Consider the following 16,506-nt stretch of genomic DNA (forward strand, 5'->3'; position numbering starts at 1 on the left):
ACCCGGCTCGCCCTGGGTGTGCCAGGACGAGCCGGGTCGTCGGATGCCTCAGACCACCAGCGGTCGTGCCGTCGGCGGGATCGGCGCGGGCAGCTGGGTGCTGCCGGTGAGGAAGGTGTCCACCCCGGCGGCGGCCGCACGGCCCTCGGCGATCGCCCACACGATGAGCGACTGGCCGCGACCGGCGTCACCGGCGACGAAGACGCCCTCGACGTTGGTCGCATAACTGTTGTCGCGCTTGATGTTGCCGCGCTCGTCGAGCTCCAGGCCGAGCTGCTCGACCAGGCCGGGCTGCTCGGGGCCGAGGAAGCCCATCGCGAAGAGGACCAGGTCGGCCGGGATCTCCCGCTCGGTGCCCTCGTGCTCGACCAGCTTGCCGGCCTCGAAGGAGACCTCGACCAGGCGCAGGGCCCGGACGTTGCCGTCCTCGTCGCCGAGGAACTCCTTGGTCGAGACGGCGTAGACCCGCTCGCCGCCCTCCTCGTGCGCGGAGGAGACCCGGTAGATCATCGGGTACGTCGGCCACGGCTGCCCGGCCGGACGGTCCTCCGTCGGCTGGGGCATGATCTCGAGCTGCGTGATCGAGGCCGCGCCCTGGCGGATCGAGGTGCCGAGGCAGTCGGCACCCGTGTCACCGCCGCCGATGATGACGACGTGCTTGCCGTCGGCGCGGATCTGGTCCTCGACCGTCTCCCCCAGCGCGACCCGGTTGGCCTGCGGGAGGAACTCCATCGCCTGGTGGATGCCCTTGAGCTCGCGGCCCGGGACCGGCAGGTCGCGCGGGACGGTGGAGCCGACGGCCAGGACCACGGCGTCGAACCGGTCCTTGAGCGCGTCACCGGTGAGCTTGCCGGTGCCGACCTCGACGCCGGAGCGGAAGACCGTGCCCTCGCGGCGCATCTGGTCGAGGCGCCGCTCGAGGTGCTTCTTCTCCATCTTGAACTCGGGGATGCCGTAGCGCAGCAGGCCACCGGGCTGGTCGGCCCGCTCGTAGACGGCCACGGTGTGGCCGGCCCGGGTGAGCTGCTGGGCGGCGGCGAGACCCGCGGGACCGGAGCCGATGACGGCCACGGTCTTGCCGGTCAGCCACTCGGGCGGCTGCGGCCGCACGAAGCCCGACTCATAGGCCCGGTCGATGATCGAGACCTCGATGTTCTTGATCGTGACCGCCGGCTGGTTGATGCCGAGCACACACGCCGTCTCGCAGGGAGCCGGGCAGAGGCGACCGGTGAACTCCGGGAAGTTGTTGGTCGCGTGCAGGCGCTCGATGGCACCGTCCCAGTCGTCGCGCCAGACCAGGTCGTTCCACTCCGGGATGATGTTGCCCAGCGGGCAGCCGGAGTGGCAGAACGGGATCCCGCAGTCCATGCAGCGGCTGGCCTGGACGCTGATGATCGGCAGCAGCGCGCGACCGATCCCGCCCGGGTAGACCTCGTCCCAGTCCTTCACCCGCTCCTCGACCGGACGACGCTCGGCCACCTCGCGGGTGTTCTTGAGGAAACCCTTCGGGTCAGCCATGGAGCACCTCCATCACTCGTGCGGCGGCGGCGTCGGCGTCGAGGCCCGCGGCCTCGGCCTCGGCCTGGACCGCCAGGACCTTGGCGTAGTCGCGCGGCATGACCTCGGTGAACCGCGGCAGCGCGGCCTCCCAGTCGGCCAGCAGCGCCTCGGCGACCGTGGAACCGGTCTCCTCGAAGTGCTTGCGCACGATGTCCTGCAGCTCCGCGGCGTACTGCTCGCTCACCGGACGCAGGTCGACGAGCTCGGCGTTGACCCGGAAGTCCTTGAGGTCGAGGACCCACGCGATGCCGCCCGACATGCCGGCCGCGAAGTTGCGGCCGGTCTTGCCGAGGACGACCACACGCCCGCCCGTCATGTACTCGCAGCCGTGGTCGCCCACGCCTTCGGTCACGATGGTCGCACCCGAGTTGCGCACGCAGCACCGCTCGCCCACGCCACCGCGGATGAAGACCTCACCCGAGGTGGCGCCGTAGGCGATGGTGTTGCCGGCGATGATGTGCTCCTCGGCCCGGAACGTGGCGCTCCGGTCGGGCCGGATCGCGATCCGGCCGCCCGAGAGGCCCTTGCCGACGTAGTCGTTGGCGTCGCCCTCGAGCCGCAGCGTGATGCCGCGGGGCACGAAGGCGCCGAAGGACTGGCCGGCGGAGCCGACGAACGTCAGGTCGATCGTCCCGTCGGGCAGCCCCGCGCCGCCGTACTTCTTGGTGACCTCGTGGCCGAGGATCGTGCCGACGGTGCGGTTGACGTTGCGGATCGACAGCTGGGCCCGGACAGGTTCCCCCGACTCGAGGGCCGGTGCTGCGAGCGGCAGGATCTCGGTGACGTCGAGCGACTTCTCCAGACCGTGCTCCTGGCTGCCGGTGTTGCGCAGGTCCTGGTCGGGGAAGTGCGTCTCGGCGACGTCGACCTTGTGCAGGATCGGCGCGAGGTCGAGGCCCTTCGCCTTCCAGTGCCGCTCGGCGTCGACGGTGTCGAGCACCTCGACCTGGCCGATGGCCTCCTCGATCGACCGGAAGCCCAGCTGCGCGAGCAGCTCGCGGACCTCCTCGGCGATGAACTCGAAGAAGTTCACGACGTACTCGGCCTTGCCGCTGAACCGCGAGCGCAGGGTCGGGTTCTGGGTCGCGACGCCCACCGGGCAGGTGTCGAGGTGGCAGACCCGCATCAGGATGCAGCCCGAGACCACCAGCGGGGCGGTCGCGAAGCCGAACTCCTCGGCGCCGAGCAGTGCGGCGATGACCACGTCGCGGCCGGTCTTGAGCTGGCCGTCGGTCTGCACGACGATCCGGTCGCGCAGGCCGTTGAGCAGCAGCGTCTGCTGGGTCTCGGCCAGGCCGAGCTCCCAGGGACCACCGGCGTGCTTGAGCGAGGTCAGCGGGGACGCACCCGTGCCGCCGTCGTGACCGGAGATCAGGACGACGTCCGCGTGGGCCTTGGACACACCGGCCGCGACCGTGCCGACACCGACCTCGGAGACCAGCTTCACGTGGACGCGGGCCGACGGGTTGGCGTTCTTGAGGTCGTGGATCAGCTGAGCCAGGTCCTCGATCGAGTAGATGTCGTGGTGCGGCGGCGGGCTGATCAGGCCGACGCCCGGCGTGGAGTGCCGGGTCTTGGCCACCCACGGGTAGACCTTGTTGCCGGGCAGCTGGCCGCCCTCACCGGGCTTCGCGCCCTGCGCCATCTTGATCTGGATGTCGTCGGCGTTGGTGAGGTACTCCGAGGTGACGCCGAAGCGGCCGGAGGCGACCTGCTTGATCGAGCTGCGGCGCTCGGGGTCGTGCAGCCGCTCGGAGTCCTCGCCGCCCTCGCCGGTGTTGGACTTGGCGCCCAGCCGGTTCATGGCGATGGCCAGGGTCTCGTGCGCCTCACGGGAGATCGAGCCGTAGGACATGGCACCGGTCGAGAACCGCTTGACGATCTCCGACACCGGCTCGACCTCGTCGATCGGGATCGGCGTGCGACCGAACGCGCCGGCGTCCTTGAACTTGAACAGCCCACGCAGCGTCATCAGCTTCTCGGACTGGTCGTCGACGGCCTTCGTGTACTGCTTGAAGATGTCGTAGCGACCGGTCCGCGTGGAGTGCTGCAGGCGGAAGACCGTCTCCGGGTTGAACAGGTGCGGCTCACCCTCGCGACGCCACTGGTACTCGCCACCGATCTCGAGCTCGCGGTGCGCGGGCGCGATGCCGGCCGGCGGGTACGCCTTGGCGTGCCGCGCGGCGACCTCCTGGGCCACGACGTCGAGCTCGACGCCGCCCAGCTTGGAGGTCGTGCCGGTGAAGTACCGGTCGACGACCGACTGCGAGAGGCCGATGCACTCGAAGATCTGCGCACCCGTGTACGACGCCACGGTGCTCACGCCGATCTTCGACATCACCTTCACGACGCCCTTGCCGAGCGCCTTGACGAGGTTCTTGACCGCCTGCTCGGGCTCGGCCTTGACGTAGTAGCCCTCGCGAGCGAGGTCCTCCACGCTCTCCATGGCGAGGTACGGGTTGACCGCCGCCGCGCCGTACCCGACGAGGAGCGCCACGTGGTGCACCTCGCGGACGTCGCCGGCCTCGACGAGCAGGCCGACCTGGGTCCGGGTCTTCTCCCGGACCAGGTGGTGGTGCACCGCACCGGTGAGCAGCAGCGACGGGATCGGTGCGAGGTCGACCGTCGCGTGCCGGTCGGAGAGCACGATGATCCGCGCGCCGGCCTCGATCGCGGCCGACACCTCCTGGCAGATCTCGTCGAGCCGGGCCGCCATCGCGGCGCCGCCGCCGTTGACGTCGTACAGGCCCCGGGCCACGTGGGTCTGGAACCCGGGGTGGTCGCCGTCGCGGTTGATGTGGCGGATCTTCACCAGGTCGTCGTTGGAGATGACCGGGAAGGGGACCACGATCTGGCGGCAGGACGCCGGGCCGGGCTGGAGCAGGTTGGCCTCCGGACCGATGGTGCCGTTGAGCGAGGTGACGAGCTCCTCGCGGATGGCGTCCAGCGGCGGGTTGGTGACCTGCGCGAACAGTTGGCTGAAGTAGTCGAACAGCAGCCGCGGCTTGTCGCTGAGTGCGGCGATCGGCGTGTCGGTGCCCATCGAGCCGAGCGGCTCGCCGCCGGTGTTGGCCATCGGCGTGAGGATGACCCGCAGCTCCTCCTCGGTGTAGCCGAAGATCTGCTGGCGACGCGTGACCGAGGCGTGGGTGTGCACGATGTGCTCACGCTCGGGGATGTCGTCGAGGTGGATGATCCCGCCGTGCAGCCACTCGCCGTACGGGTGCTCCGAGGCGAGCTGGTCCTTGATCTCCTCGTCCTCGATGATGCGGTGCTCGTCGGTGTCGACGAGGAACATCCGGCCCGGCTGGAGGCGGCCCTTGCGGACCACGGTGGCCGGGTCGAGGTCGAGCACGCCGACCTCGGAGGCGAGGACGACCAGGCCGTCGTCGGTGACCCAGAAGCGGGAGGGACGCAGGCCGTTGCGGTCGAGGACCGCGCCGATCTGGGTGCCGTCGGTGAACACGACGCACGCCGGTCCGTCCCACGGCTCCATGGTGGCGGAGTGGAAGCGGTAGAAGTCGCGCCGCTTCTCGTCCATCTCGGTGTGGTTCTCCCACGCCTCCGGGATCATCATCAGCACCGCGTGCGGCAGGCTGCGGCCACCCATGTGGAGCAGCTCGAGGACCTCGTCGAAGGACGCCGAGTCGGACGCGCCCGGCGTGCAGATCGGGTACAGCCGCTCCAGGTCGCCGGGGATCGCGTCGGAGCCCAGCAGCGCCTCACGGGCCCGCATCCAGTTGCGGTTGCCCATGACGGTGTTGATCTCGCCGTTGTGGGCGATGAACCGGAACGGGTGCGACAGCGGCCAGCTCGGGAAGGTGTTCGTGGAGAACCGCGAGTGCACGACACCGATCGCCGAGGCCATCCGCTCGTCGCGCAGGTCGGGGAAGAAGTTGTCGAGCTGGTCGGTCGTCAACATGCCCTTGTAGGCCAGGGTGCGCGACGACAGCGACGGGAAGTAGACGTCGGTCTCCCGCTCGGCCCGCTTGCGCAGGCAGAAGGCGAGGCGCTCGAGGTCCATGCCGTTCAGCGCGCCGCCGGGGGCCTGGACGAAGAGCTGGGCGAAGCTCGGCATGACGCTGAGCGCCATGGTGCCCAGGATGCTCGGCTCGACCGGGACCTCGCGCCAGCCGAGGACGACGAGGCCCTCTTCGGCAGCGATCTCCTCGATCCGGGCCCGGGTCTTGGCGACCTGGCCCTCGTCGCCGGGCAGGAAGGCCGTGCCCACGGCGTACGTGCCGGCGACCGGCAGCGTGATCCCCGCGTCAGCGGCGACCGCGCGCAGGAACGCGTCGGGGACCTGAAGGAGGATTCCGGCGCCATCTCCGGAGTTGGCCTCGGCACCCGCGGCACCGCGGTGGTCGAGGTTGCGCAGGGCCGTCAGGGCCTTGACCACGATGTCGTGGCTGGCCACACCGGTCAGCGTCGCGACGAAGGCGACACCACAGGCGTCCCGCTCGTGACGCGGGTCGTAGAGACCCTCGGGCGGCGGGAACGCGTGCGAGTAGGGCACCAGGGTTCTCCCGTCGACTACGTCTGTGTCCGTCGGACGGCAGGTCAGCCGGCGAGGGACTACAGAAGGTGGGGCGCAAGGGACGGCACTGGCCCACGCGGCGGAGTCTTCAGGTTAGCAGCATGTCAACTGCGTGTGTTCATCCGTTTTCGTCCGTGGACGCGGCGCCGGTCACATCTGCGGGCGTCCGCCCGTCGACGTACACGCTCTCCTCGCGACCGGGCCGGTTCTTCGTCGCCCAGGCGAAGTAGGCGGCGGCGAGCACGAACAGCACGATCGAGGTCCACACGTTGAACCGCAGGCCGAAGACGTCCTCCAGCTGCACGTTGTCGACGCGGAGGTACTCGATCCAGCCGCGGCCCAGCGTGTAGGCCATCACGTAGACGGCCATCACCCGGCCGTGGCCGAGGCGGTAGCGACGCTCGAGCCACAAGATGAGCGCGAACGCCGCGAGGTTCCACAGGCACTCGTAGAGGTAGGTCGGGTGGAAGACCGTGCCGTCGGCGTACGGTCCGCCCATCGCGGTGCCACAGCTGATCCCGCTGGTCTGCACGCCGTCGACGAGGCACTGCCAGTGCTTCTCCTGGATCTCCAGGCCCCACGGCAGGTCGGTGGGTCGGCCGTAGAGCTCCTGGTTGAACCAGTTGCCCCACCGGCCGATCGCCTGGGCGACCAGGACGCCCGGCGCGAGCGCGTCGAGGAGCGGGAGCACCTTGATCCCCCGGCGGCGGGCGCCGATCCAGGCGCCGAGCGCGCCGAGCGCGACGCCGCCCCAGATGCCGAGCCCGCCCTCCCAGACGTAGAGGGCCTTGACGGGCTCACCACCGGAGCCGAAGTACTTCTCCCAGTCGGTGGCGACGTGGTAGAGCCGGGCACCGACGAGGCCGAACGGGACGGCCCAGATGGCGACGTCCTGGACCTCGCCGAGGGTGCCGCCGCGGGCCTGCCAGCGCTTCTCGCCGATCCAGATCGCCACGACGATGCCGAGGATGATGCACAGCGCGTAGCCGCGCAGCGGGAACGGGCCGAGGTGCCACACACCCTGCGCTGGGCTCGGGATGGTGGCGGTGATCAGCTGGAGCACGTCTCAGTCCTCGGTGAGCAGGGTGTGGATGTCGGCGGCGAACTCCGTGCTGGAGGTCTCCTGGTTCCACAGCGCGACCGCCTCGTGGTCGCTGTCGATGGCGAGGGTGAAGGTGGAGTGTCCGCCGAGGTCGTAGCCGCCGGTGGGCAGCTTGACGCCGTCGTTGACGTAGACGTGCAGCGGGTCGCCGACCGCGATGATCGTCTCGAGGTCGCCGGTGAGGCCGATGAAGCCCTCGCCGTACTGGTCGAGGTAGGCGCGCAGCTTCTTCTCGTCGTCGCGGTCGGGGTCGGTGGTCACGAAGACCACGTCGACCTTCTTGCGGTCGGCCGAGTCGAGCCGGTTGAGCGCCGCCGACAGGTTGTTCATCACCATCGGGCAGTAGTCCTCGCAGCTGGTGTAGCCGAAGAACACGATGGTGAGCGGCTTGGTCGTGTCGGTCCCGAGCGAGTACGGGGCGCCGTTGGTGTCGGTGAGGGCGATGTCGGCCGGCTTGTAGGGGTTGGTCAGCCGGCTGCCGGTGAAGGTCTCGGGCTCACTCGTGCAGGCGGCGAGCGCGAGGCCGAGCAGGGCGAGGAGCGCCGCGAGCCTACGCACGAACACCTCCGGCCAGCTCCTCGGTGAGCGCGGCCAGCGCCGCCAGTCCCGCGGCCCGGTCGCCGGGGTGCTCGAGAAGGGTGCGGACGAACGCGGAGCCCACGATCACCCCGTCGGCGTACGCCGCCAGGTCGGCCGCCTGCGCACCGGTGCTGACGCCGACGCCGACGCCGACCGGCAGGTCGGCGCCACCCTTCGGGCTCAGCGCCTTGGTGCGGGCGATCAGCGGGGCCACGCCCGCGGCCGTCGCCTGCTTGGTGCCGGTCACGCCCATGATCCCGGTGGCGTAGACGAAGCCGCGCGAGGCCGCGGTGGTCAGCGCGATCCGCTCGTCGGTGGACGACGGGGCGACGAGGAAGACCTTGTCGAGGTCGCGCTCGTCGGCGGCGGCGATCCACTCGGGCGCGTAGTCCGGGGTGAGGTCGGGCGTGATCAGGCCCGCTCCCCCGGCGTTCGCCAGGTCCTGGGCGAACCGCTCGACGCCGTACCGCTCGACGGGGTTCCAGTAGGTCATCACGAGGGTGGGCGTGCCGGTGGCGGCGACCGCCTCGACGACCCGCAGCACGTCGGCGGTGCGGATCCCGGCGTCGAGCGCCTGCTGCGCGGCGGCCTGGATGATCGGGCCGTCCATGACCGGGTCGCTGTAGGGCAGCCCGATCTCGATGACGTCGCACCCGGACTCGACCATCACCCGGAGCGCGGCGATGCTGCCCTCGACGTCAGGGAAGCCGGCCGGCAGGTAGCCGACCAGGGCCGCCCGGCCCTCGGCGCGGGCCTTCGCGAACGCGGTGCTGGTGCTCACTTCTTCTCTCCCGCGGTGCCGAGCCCGAAGTACTCCAGGGCCGTGCCCATGTCCTTGTCGCCGCGCCCGGAGAGGTTGACCAGGATCGTCTGGCCCGGCCGCTCCTTGGCGACCCGCAACGCGCCCGCGACGGCGTGTGCGGACTCGATCGCGGGGATGATCCCCTCGGTGCGGGCCAGCAGGGACATCGCGTCCATGGCCTCGGCGTCGGTGACCGGCAGGTAGGTCGCCCGGCCGGCCGCCGCCAGCGCGGAGTGCTGCGGTCCGACGCCGGGGTAGTCGAGTCCGGCCGAGATCGAGTGCGACTCGACGGTCTGGCCGTCCTCGTCCTGCAGCACGTAGGTGCGCGCGCCGTGGAGGACACCGATCGTGCCGGCGAAGATCGTCGCGGCGTGCCGACCGGTCTCGACGCCGTCACCGCCCGCCTCGAAGCCGTAGATCGCGACCTCGGGGTCGTCGACGAAGCCCGCGAACAGGCCGATCGCGTTGGACCCGCCGCCCACGCAGGCGGCGACCGCGTCCGGCAGGGCGCCGTACTGGTCGAGGCACTGCTGGCGCGCCTCGTCGCCGATGCCCCGCACGAAGCTGAGGACCAGGCTCGGGAACGGGTGCGGGCCGGCGGCGGTGCCGAACAGGTAGGCCGTCTCGTCGACGCTGGCGACCCAGTCGCGCAGCGCCTCGTTGATGGCGTCCTTGAGGGTGCGCGAGCCGCTGGTGACCGGGATCACCTCGGCGCCGAGCAGCTGCATCCGCGCGACGTTGAGGGCCTGCCGCTCGGTGTCGACCTCGCCCATGTAGACGGTGCAGTCGAGGCCGAGGTAGGCCGCAGCGGTGGCCGACGCGACGCCGTGCTGACCGGCGCCGGTCTCGGCGATCACGCGGGTCTTGCCCATCCGCTTGGTGAGCAGCGCCTGGCCGAGCACGTTGCGGATCTTGTGGGCGCCCGTGTGGTTGAGGTCCTCGCGCTTGAGCAGGATCCGGGCGCCGGCGTGCTCGGAGAGCCGGGTGGCGTCGTAGAGCATGCTCGGGACGGCGGCGTACTCGTGCAGCAGCCGCTCGAACTCTCCGGTGAACTCCGGGTCCGCCATCGCGCCCTGCCAGGCGGTGTCGAGCTCGTCGAGCGCCGCGATCAGCGCCTCCGGCATGAAGCGGCCGCCGAAGGCGCCCGCACCACCGAACCAGCCGAGCGCGTCGGCGTCGTAGCTGCCCGTCGAACCAGCCTTGCTCATCCGTGGATCCCCGTCATCGCTGCGACTGCCTGGCGCGGTGCGCCGTCCTTCACGAGCGCCTCGCCGACGAGCACCACGCGGGCGCCCTCGCCGACGAACCGCTCGACGTCCTGGGGCCCGAAGATGCCGGACTCCGCGACCTTCACCCGGTCGTCGGGGACGAGGGGCGCGAGCCTGCCGAAGACGTCGAGGTCGACCTCGAGCGTCTTGAGGTTGCGGGCGTTGACGCCGATCAGCTCGGCGCCCACCTCGACCGCGCGGGCGGTCTCCTCCTCGTCGTGGACCTCCATGAGCACGGTGAGGCCGAGCTCGCGGGCGAAGTCGTGGAGTCGGCGCAGCCGCTCGCCGGGCAGCGAGACCACCATCAGCAGCGCCAGGTCGGCGCCGGCCGCGCGGGCCTCGAGGAGCTGGTACTCGGTGACGATGAAGTCCTTGCGGAGCACCGGTACGTCGACCGCGGCCCGCACCGCGCGCAGGTCGGCGAGGCTGCCGCCGAACCGGCGCTGCTCGGTCAGCACGCTGATCGCACCGGCGCCGCCGGCGGCGTACTCGACCGCCAGCGCGGCCGGGTCCGCGATGTCGGCGAGCGCACCCTTGCTGGGGCTCTTGCGCTTCACCTCGGCGATCACGCTCGAGCCGGGGGCGCGGAAGTGGGGCATCGGGTCGCGCGGCGCGTCGACGTCGGCCAGTGCGGCCCGCAGGTCCGCCTCCGAGGTGATCGCCTGACGGGCGGCGAGGTCCTCGAGGACTCCGGCGAGGATCCCGTCCAGCACCGTGGGCTGGGTGGCCTGGGGGGCCGACATCTGACGCCTCCGTGACGTTTTCTGACAGTGGGCTGGTTCGAAGTGCTCCGCGCGGGGAGGGTCCGACCGCACCGACACACCAACGCGTGGTGTCGAGTGTGGCACGCGGCCGTTAGGGTTCCACACACCGCCCGCGACTCGGTCGGGCCACACGTTCACCCGTTACACCTGAGAAGGGACCTCACCGTGAGCTACAACGAGCCGCCGAACTACGGCACCCCGCCCCCGCCGCCTGCTGGCGGCTACGGATACGGCGGCCCCGTCGGTGGCGGGGACCACCCGCAGGGGACCACGATCCTGATCCTCGGCATCCTCGGCATCGTCTGCTGCGGCCCCCTCGGCATCGCCGCGTGGGTGATGGGCAACAAGGCGATCAAGGAGATCGACGCGAACCCGAGTGCCTACACCAACCGCGGGACGGTCAACGCCGGCCGGATCTGCGGCATGGTCGGCACCATCTTGATGGTCGTCGGCATCGTCGCCTACGTCCTGCTCATCGCCATCGCGGGCACGGTCAGCTTCAGCACGAGCTGACGCCCTCCGGCCGACGCGGCCGACGAACGCCACCGGCGGGGTCAGGCACCAGCCTGGCCCCGCCGGTGTGTCTCGTCAGGGCGCGAGCCAGGACCCCGCGGGCGTGTTCCGCACGACGGCGAACAGCGCCATCACGACCAGGACGACCCACGTCCCGGCCGCCGTGCGCTCCGCGGGGACGGCCCAGGGGCGGCCCGTCCAGCGGCCGTGGGTCCAGCGGGCCAGTGCGTAGAGCACGAACGGCAGGCTCGCCACGAACAGCAGGTTGCTGGAGGCCGCGGCCCCGATCTGCAGGTTGCTGAGGTCGTTGACGGCACGCAGGCCGCCGCAACCCGGGCAGGAGATGCCGACCGCGGCGGAGGGGCACAGGCCCCAGCTGCCCTGCTCGTGCGGGTCGCGCAGGTGGAGCGCGAGGCTCGCGGCGGCGAGGCCGCCGACCACGGCGGCGGGCGGCACCATCCGGCGCCACCGCGCCGGGGCGGCGGTGCGGACCGGATCAGCCGCGAGGGTCATGGCCGAGGGCCAGGCTCAGTGGCCGGCCTCGTGGAGGCCCAGCTTCGCCATCACGACGAAGACGACGCCGCCAGCGATCACGACGGCGGTGCCGACCCAGAACAGGACCCAGTTCAGCGGGTGGATCGACATGCCGACCGCACCCACGATGAAGCCGACGAGCGAGACGAGAACGGCGGTCCAGGCCGCAGGGGTGTTGCCGTGGTTGTCGGCCATGAGAGGGAACTCCTCGCTCGTTCGGGTGGATCGGGTGTGATTCTAGGGGGTGCTGGGACTCAGCGGTCGCTCGGGCCGTCGGTCGGGTCGTGGCCCTCGTCGAGGGACTTCCACAGGTCGAGGTTCGACTGGTCCGCGGGATCCGCGACGGAGGCGGCCGCGGCTGCCGAGCCGGCGCCCGTGGGGGCGTCGTACCGGCTGCCCATCTCGGGCCACGACGGCACCAGCCGTACGGCCGCGCCCGCCGCCACGAGGGCGACCAGCCCACAGCCGACGGCGATCCACAGCCAGCTGCTGCGCTCGACGTCGATGGCCGTGAGGTTGAGCCCGAGGCGGGTCGCGAGGTCGGCTGCCGCGTCATCGTCCTGGACGAAGCCGCCGACCACGACGACGACGATGAAGCCGGCGGCCGCGACGAGCGCGAGGAGGGCCGCACCGCGGCGCACGATCCCTCGGGTGACGAGCAGGACGCCCCAGGCGGCGAGCGCGACCAGCGCGAGCGCGCCGGCGAGCGGGAACTCCACCGAGCGCTCCTGGGCCGTCGGTGCGATCCCGCCGGCCGCCGTCAGCGTCGCCTCGGGGATCGAGAGCATCGCCTTGTGCCCGGCGACAGCCGCGAACCCGCTGCCGGCGAGTCCGAGGAGCACGACCGGGCCGAAGGTCCGTCGAGCCGGGTCCTGCGTGCCGTCAGGCATCGAGCAGCCCGTGGTCGAAACAGGTGCGGGCGCCGGTGTGGCAGGCCACGCCGACCTGGTCGACCTTGACGAGGAGGGTGTCGCCGTCACAGTCGAGGCGCACCTCCTTGACCAGCTGGGGGTTGCCGGAGGTCTCGCCCTTGACCCAGTACTCGTTGCGCGAGCGGCTCCAGTACGTCGCCCGGCCGGTGGTCAGCGTGCGATGCAGCGCGGTGTCGTCCATCCACGCGAGCATGAGCACCTCGCCGGTGTCGTGCTGCTGCACCACGGCAGGCACCAGCCCGTCGGGAGTGCGCTTGAGACGGTCGGCGATCTCGGTGGGAAGGGAGGTCACGGGCTCCATTATCCGCGCTGCGCCACCCAGGACGCGTGCAGCCTCGCATAGGGGCTGTCCGCCTGCCGCACGAGCTCGGCGTGCGGGCCGTGCTGGACGATCCGGCCGCGGTCGACCACGACCACCACGTCGGCCGCCTCGGCGGTCGAGAGCCGGTGGGCGATGGTGACCGAGGTGCGCCCGCTCATCAGCCGCTCCAGCGCCCGCCCGATCCGGGTCTCGAGCTCGGGGTCGACGGCGCTGGTGGCCTCGTCGAGGACGAGCAGGTCGGGGTCGGCGAGCTGGGCGCGCAGCAGGGCGACGAGCTGGCGCTCCCCCGCCGACAGGGACTCGCCGCGCTGCCCCACGCGGGTGTCGATGCCGTCGGGCAGGCCCGCGAGCCAGTCGCCGAGACCGATGGCCTCGGCGGCCGCGCCGATCTCCTCCGCGGTGGCGCCCAGCCGTCCGTAGCGGACGTTGGCCGCGAGCGTGTCGTCGAAGAGGAAGCCCTCCTGCGGCACCAGGACGACGCTGCGGCGCAGCGCGCTCTCGGCGACCTCGCGCAGGTCGACGCCGTCGAGCAGGACCCGGCCGCGGCTCGGGTCCATCAGCCGGGTGAGCAGCTTGGCGATGGTGGACTTGCCGGAGCCGGTCTCGCCCACCACGGCCACCCGTTGCCCGGCCGGGACCACGAGGTCGATGTCGCTGAGCACCTCGACGCCGCCGGGGTAGGCGAACGCCACGCCGTCGAAGCGGACGTCGATCGCACCCTTCGGCAGGCTCTGCCCCTCGGCGCCCGGGTCGACCAGGTCCGCGGGCGTGTCCAGGATGCCGATCACGCGGCGCCAGCCGGCGATGGCGTTCTGGGCGTCGGTGAGGATCTGCGTGCCCATCTGGACCGGGCCCACGAACAGGGTCACGAGGAACGCGAAGGCGAGCACCTCGCCCGCGGTGATGCCCGCACCCCAGGCGAAGCCCTGACCCAGCCAGATGCCGACGATGAGCACGCCGGCGTTCGCGAAGCCGGCCGAGATGCCGCCGAGGCTGAACGAGAACGCGGTGAACCCCTGCGCCCGGGTGCTCGCCGCCTTGTGGGCGTCGATGGCGGTGTCGATCCGCTCCTGGGTGCGCTCCTCGATCGCGTACGCCTTCACGACCGCCGCCCCGACCACCGGCTCGGACACCGCGGACAGCAGCACGCCGACCTGGCGTCGTACGGTGCCGTAGGCGGCGGCCAGCTTGCGTTGGAAGTAGCGCAGGCTCAAGAAGAGCGGCGCGAAGCAGACCCACACGACGACGGCGAGCTGCCAGCTGTAGAACACCATGACCACGGTCGCGATCAGCATCTGCCCGACGCTGACGACGAAGATCAGGCCGCCGAACACGAGGAACTGGCTGACCTGGTCGACGTCGCTGGTGACGCGCGAGACGAGGGCGCCGCGGCGCTCGGTGTTCTGGGTGAGCAGCGGCAGGTCGTGGACATGGCGGAACGCCTTGACGCGCAGCGTCGCCAGGCCGCGCTCCGCGGAGGAGAACAGCCGCGCCGTCATGGCGTACGACGCCCAGCTGGTCACCACGATCGCGGCCGCCGCGGCGAGCGCGAGCCACGTCGTGAAGCCCGGGTCCGGGCCGTCGGGACCCCGCAGCCCCTTGTCGATGGTCTGCTGGACCGCGATCGGGACGACGACCTGGCCGACCGAGGCGAGGACCGCCAGGGTCAGCGTCCAGCCGATGCCCTCGACCAGCTCGGGCGAGTGGCGGATGCCGCGGCGCAGGGTCTCCCACGCGCCGAGGTCCTCGCCCGTGGCGAGGCGGGTGTGCTCGGGGGTGCGCAGGGCCGTGCTCATGCGGGCACCTCCTCGTAGGCGTTGACGAGGCGGGCGTAGTCGGCGTTGCGGGCGACCAGCTCCTCGTGGGGTCCGCGGTCGGCGATCCGGCCGTCGACGAGGTAGAGCACCTCGTCGGCCAGGCCGATGGTCGCCTTGCGGTAGGCGACCACGACCAGCGTGGTGTCCTCCGCGCCCAGTCCGGCGAGGATCCGGGCCTCGACCTCGGGGTCGACCGCAGAGGTGGCGTCGTCGAGGACCAGCAGCCGCGGGTGCCGGACCAGGGCGCGGGCGAGGGCGAGGCGCTGTCGCTGACCGCCGGACAAGGAGGTGCCGCGCTCCCCCAGCCGGGTGTCGAGGCCGTCGGGCAGCGCGGCGACGAAGCCGTCCGCCTGGGCGGTCCGCAGCGCAGCCCAGACGTCCTCGTCGGGGATGTCGACGCCGAGCGCGACGTTGCCGCGCACCGTGTCGTCGAAGAGGAACGCGCTCTGGGGAACGACGGCCAGGACCTCCGCCAGTCCGCCCCGGCGCAGCTCCCGCAGGTCGATCCCGTCGACCCGGATCGCGCCGGAGTCGACGTCGACCAGCCGCGCCAACAGGCCGGTGAGCGTGCTCTTCCCGGATGCCGTGGCGCCGACCAGGGCCACGGTGCGGCCGGGCTCGACGTCGAAGGTGACCTCGCGCAGCAGCGGCCGGTCGGCGGCGTAGCCGAACGCCGCGCCGTCGACCTCGAGCCGCGCACCACCGGCGTGGCGCGGGGCCGGGCGCTCGCCGTACTCCATCGCGCCGGTGGCGGCGACGACCGCGGCGACCCGCCGGTATCCCACGACGCTGCGCGGGAAGTCGCCCAGCAGCCAGCCGATCGAGCGGATCGGGAACGCGACGACGGTGAGCAGGTAGGCGATGGTCACGACGTCGCCGGCGACCGTGGCGCCGGACACCACCCGGTTCACGCCGATGACCAGGACCACGAGGACCGCGAGGCTCGGCAGCGCGGCGAGCGTGGGGTCGAAGGCCGCGCGGATCCGGCCGACCCGGATGTTGGCCTCGCGCAGCTCCTCGGCCTTGGCCCGGAACCGCTGGGTCTCCTCGGGCTCGCGGCCGAGCGTCTTGACGACGAGCGCGCCGTCGAAGGACTCGTGGGCGATCTCGGACAGCTCCGCCCGCAGCTCCTGGGCGCGGGTGGCCCAGCCCTGGGCGAGGCGCTGGTAGACGACGTTGACGCCGATCACGAGGGGGAAGACGAGCAGGCCGACCGCCGCCAGGACCAGGTCGGTGAGCAGCATCTGGACGACCGCGATCACCATCATCGCGACCGTCCCGACCGCCATCGGCAGCGGCGCGATCGGCCCCCAGGCCGCCTCGACGTCGGCGTTCGCGTTGGAGAGCAGCTCGCCCGTGGGGTGCTTCTGGTGCCAGGCCATGGGCAACCGGAGGTACTGGCGGGTGACGGCACGGCGGCTGTGCGCCTGCATCCGGTACTGCATGACGCCCGCGCCCAGCCGGCGCGCGACGATGCCGACCGCCCGCAGGATCGCGACGCCGACGAACAGCCCGAGCACCGCCCAGAGCAGACCGGCGCCGATCTCACCGTCCCGGAAGGCCGGGAGGACGACGTGGTCCGTCGACCAGCCCAGCACCCAGGCGTCGGCGACCGTCAGCGCTCCGAAGAGCAGGCTCCCGACCGTCGACACCGCGAAGATCCACGGTTCCCGCTTGATGGCCACCCAGAGCACGCCGAACCCGGCGGACGTCGTACCGCTTCCTGTGCTCACTTCTGCCCGCAACCTCGCACCGCGCGAGCCTATTCCTCGCGCA

The 16,506-nt window shown here is 71.7% G+C and carries 14 protein-coding genes; 1 reads left to right on the forward strand and 13 read right to left on the reverse strand.

The window, feature by feature from the left end; translation table 11 throughout:
• Window positions 1–48: 48 nt before the first annotated feature.
• The 7 genes from KU893_RS00965 to trpC all read right to left on the reverse strand — a co-directional run bounded on the left by KU893_RS00965 (window position 49) and on the right by trpC (window position 10,591).
• Entirely contained in the window at window positions 49–1,518 is a 1,470-nt protein-coding gene (locus KU893_RS00965; RefSeq protein ID WP_218232427.1) for a glutamate synthase subunit beta, read from the reverse strand.
• Window positions 1,511–6,076, reverse strand: coding sequence for a glutamate synthase large subunit (gene gltB / locus KU893_RS00970; RefSeq protein ID WP_218232428.1), 4,566 nt, complete (start codon window positions 6,074–6,076; stop codon window positions 1,511–1,513). The genes KU893_RS00965 and gltB overlap by 8 nt, the downstream gene beginning before the upstream one ends.
• A gap of 139 nt (window positions 6,077–6,215) precedes the next feature.
• Entirely contained in the window at window positions 6,216–7,160 is a 945-nt protein-coding gene (lgt, locus tag KU893_RS00975) for a prolipoprotein diacylglyceryl transferase (protein WP_257441088.1), read from the reverse strand.
• Between the two features lie 3 nt (window positions 7,161–7,163).
• Window positions 7,164–7,763, reverse strand: coding sequence for an SCO family protein (locus KU893_RS00980; protein WP_218232429.1), 600 nt, complete (start codon window positions 7,761–7,763; stop codon window positions 7,164–7,166).
• Complete coding sequence (gene trpA, locus KU893_RS00985) at window positions 7,750–8,559, reverse strand: tryptophan synthase subunit alpha (protein WP_218232430.1); 810 nt, start codon at window positions 8,557–8,559, stop codon at window positions 7,750–7,752. The genes KU893_RS00980 and trpA overlap by 14 nt, the downstream gene beginning before the upstream one ends.
• Window positions 8,556–9,788 (reverse strand): tryptophan synthase subunit beta, encoded by a 1,233-nt coding sequence (gene trpB / locus KU893_RS00990; RefSeq protein WP_218232431.1) that lies wholly within the window; start codon window positions 9,786–9,788, stop codon window positions 8,556–8,558. Before trpB ends, trpA begins: the two co-directional genes overlap by 4 nt.
• Window positions 9,785–10,591, reverse strand: coding sequence for an indole-3-glycerol phosphate synthase TrpC (trpC, locus tag KU893_RS00995; RefSeq protein ID WP_218232432.1), 807 nt, complete (start codon window positions 10,589–10,591; stop codon window positions 9,785–9,787). The genes trpB and trpC overlap by 4 nt, the downstream gene beginning before the upstream one ends.
• Window positions 10,592–10,777: 186 nt before the next feature.
• Here trpC and KU893_RS01000 point away from each other — a divergent pair, with 186 nt between their 5' ends.
• A complete protein-coding gene (locus KU893_RS01000; RefSeq protein ID WP_218232433.1) occupies window positions 10,778–11,125 on the forward strand; it encodes a DUF4190 domain-containing protein in 348 nt (115 codons plus the stop codon).
• Window positions 11,126–11,200: 75 nt separating this feature from the next.
• Here the strand turns inward: KU893_RS01000 and KU893_RS01005 are convergent, their stop codons facing one another.
• From KU893_RS01005 to KU893_RS01030, 6 genes are read right to left on the reverse strand one after another with little or no spacing between them, the layout of a single operon-like run.
• Window positions 11,201–11,638, reverse strand: coding sequence for a DUF2752 domain-containing protein (locus KU893_RS01005; protein ID WP_218232434.1), 438 nt, complete (start codon window positions 11,636–11,638; stop codon window positions 11,201–11,203).
• A 15-nt stretch (window positions 11,639–11,653) separates the two neighbouring features.
• Window positions 11,654–11,854 carry an HGxxPAAW family protein gene (locus KU893_RS01010; protein WP_218232435.1) on the reverse strand — a complete coding sequence of 67 codons (201 nt, stop codon included), beginning with the start codon at window positions 11,852–11,854 and terminating at the stop codon, window positions 11,654–11,656.
• 59 nt (window positions 11,855–11,913) lie between these two features.
• Window positions 11,914–12,549: a Trp biosynthesis-associated membrane protein gene (locus KU893_RS01015; protein WP_218232436.1), complete on the reverse strand. Its 636-nt coding sequence runs from the start codon at window positions 12,547–12,549 to the stop codon at window positions 11,914–11,916.
• Window positions 12,542–12,892: a phosphoribosyl-AMP cyclohydrolase gene (gene hisI, locus KU893_RS01020; RefSeq protein ID WP_218232437.1), complete on the reverse strand. Its 351-nt coding sequence runs from the start codon at window positions 12,890–12,892 to the stop codon at window positions 12,542–12,544. The genes KU893_RS01015 and hisI overlap by 8 nt, the downstream gene beginning before the upstream one ends.
• A complete protein-coding gene (locus KU893_RS01025; protein WP_218232438.1) occupies window positions 12,892–14,709 on the reverse strand; it encodes an ABC transporter ATP-binding protein in 1,818 nt (605 codons plus the stop codon). The genes hisI and KU893_RS01025 overlap by 1 nt, the downstream gene beginning before the upstream one ends.
• Window positions 14,706–16,463 carry an ABC transporter ATP-binding protein gene (locus KU893_RS01030; RefSeq protein ID WP_257441084.1) on the reverse strand — a complete coding sequence of 586 codons (1,758 nt, stop codon included), beginning with the start codon at window positions 16,461–16,463 and terminating at the stop codon, window positions 14,706–14,708. Before KU893_RS01030 ends, KU893_RS01025 begins: the two co-directional genes overlap by 4 nt.
• Window positions 16,464–16,506: the final 43 nt, after the last annotated feature.

Origin of the sequence: Nocardioides daeguensis (assembly GCF_019192965.1) — a bacterium.
In the GTDB taxonomy this organism is placed as follows: domain Bacteria; phylum Actinomycetota; class Actinomycetes; order Propionibacteriales; family Nocardioidaceae; genus Nocardioides; species Nocardioides daeguensis.

What these genes read in the sequence shown, in the direction of transcription:
- KU893_RS00965 (WP_218232427.1), bottom strand. Translation starts at nt 1,518, where the DNA reads ATGGCTGACCCGAAGGGTTTCCTCAAGAACACCCGCGAGGTGGCCGAG.
- trpB (WP_218232431.1), bottom strand. Translation starts at nt 9,788, where the DNA reads ATGAGCAAGGCTGGTTCGACGGGCAGCTACGACGCCGACGCGCTCGGC.
- trpC (WP_218232432.1), bottom strand. Translation starts at nt 10,591, where the DNA reads ATGTCGGCCCCCCAGGCCACCCAGCCCACGGTGCTGGACGGGATCCTC.
- KU893_RS01005 (WP_218232434.1), bottom strand. Translation starts at nt 11,638, where the DNA reads ATGACCCTCGCGGCTGATCCGGTCCGCACCGCCGCCCCGGCGCGGTGG.
- KU893_RS01010 (WP_218232435.1), bottom strand. Translation starts at nt 11,854, where the DNA reads ATGGCCGACAACCACGGCAACACCCCTGCGGCCTGGACCGCCGTTCTC.
- KU893_RS01015 (WP_218232436.1), bottom strand. Translation starts at nt 12,549, where the DNA reads ATGCCTGACGGCACGCAGGACCCGGCTCGACGGACCTTCGGCCCGGTC.
- hisI (WP_218232437.1), bottom strand. Translation starts at nt 12,892, where the DNA reads ATGGAGCCCGTGACCTCCCTTCCCACCGAGATCGCCGACCGTCTCAAG.
- KU893_RS01025 (WP_218232438.1), bottom strand. Translation starts at nt 14,709, where the DNA reads ATGAGCACGGCCCTGCGCACCCCCGAGCACACCCGCCTCGCCACGGGC.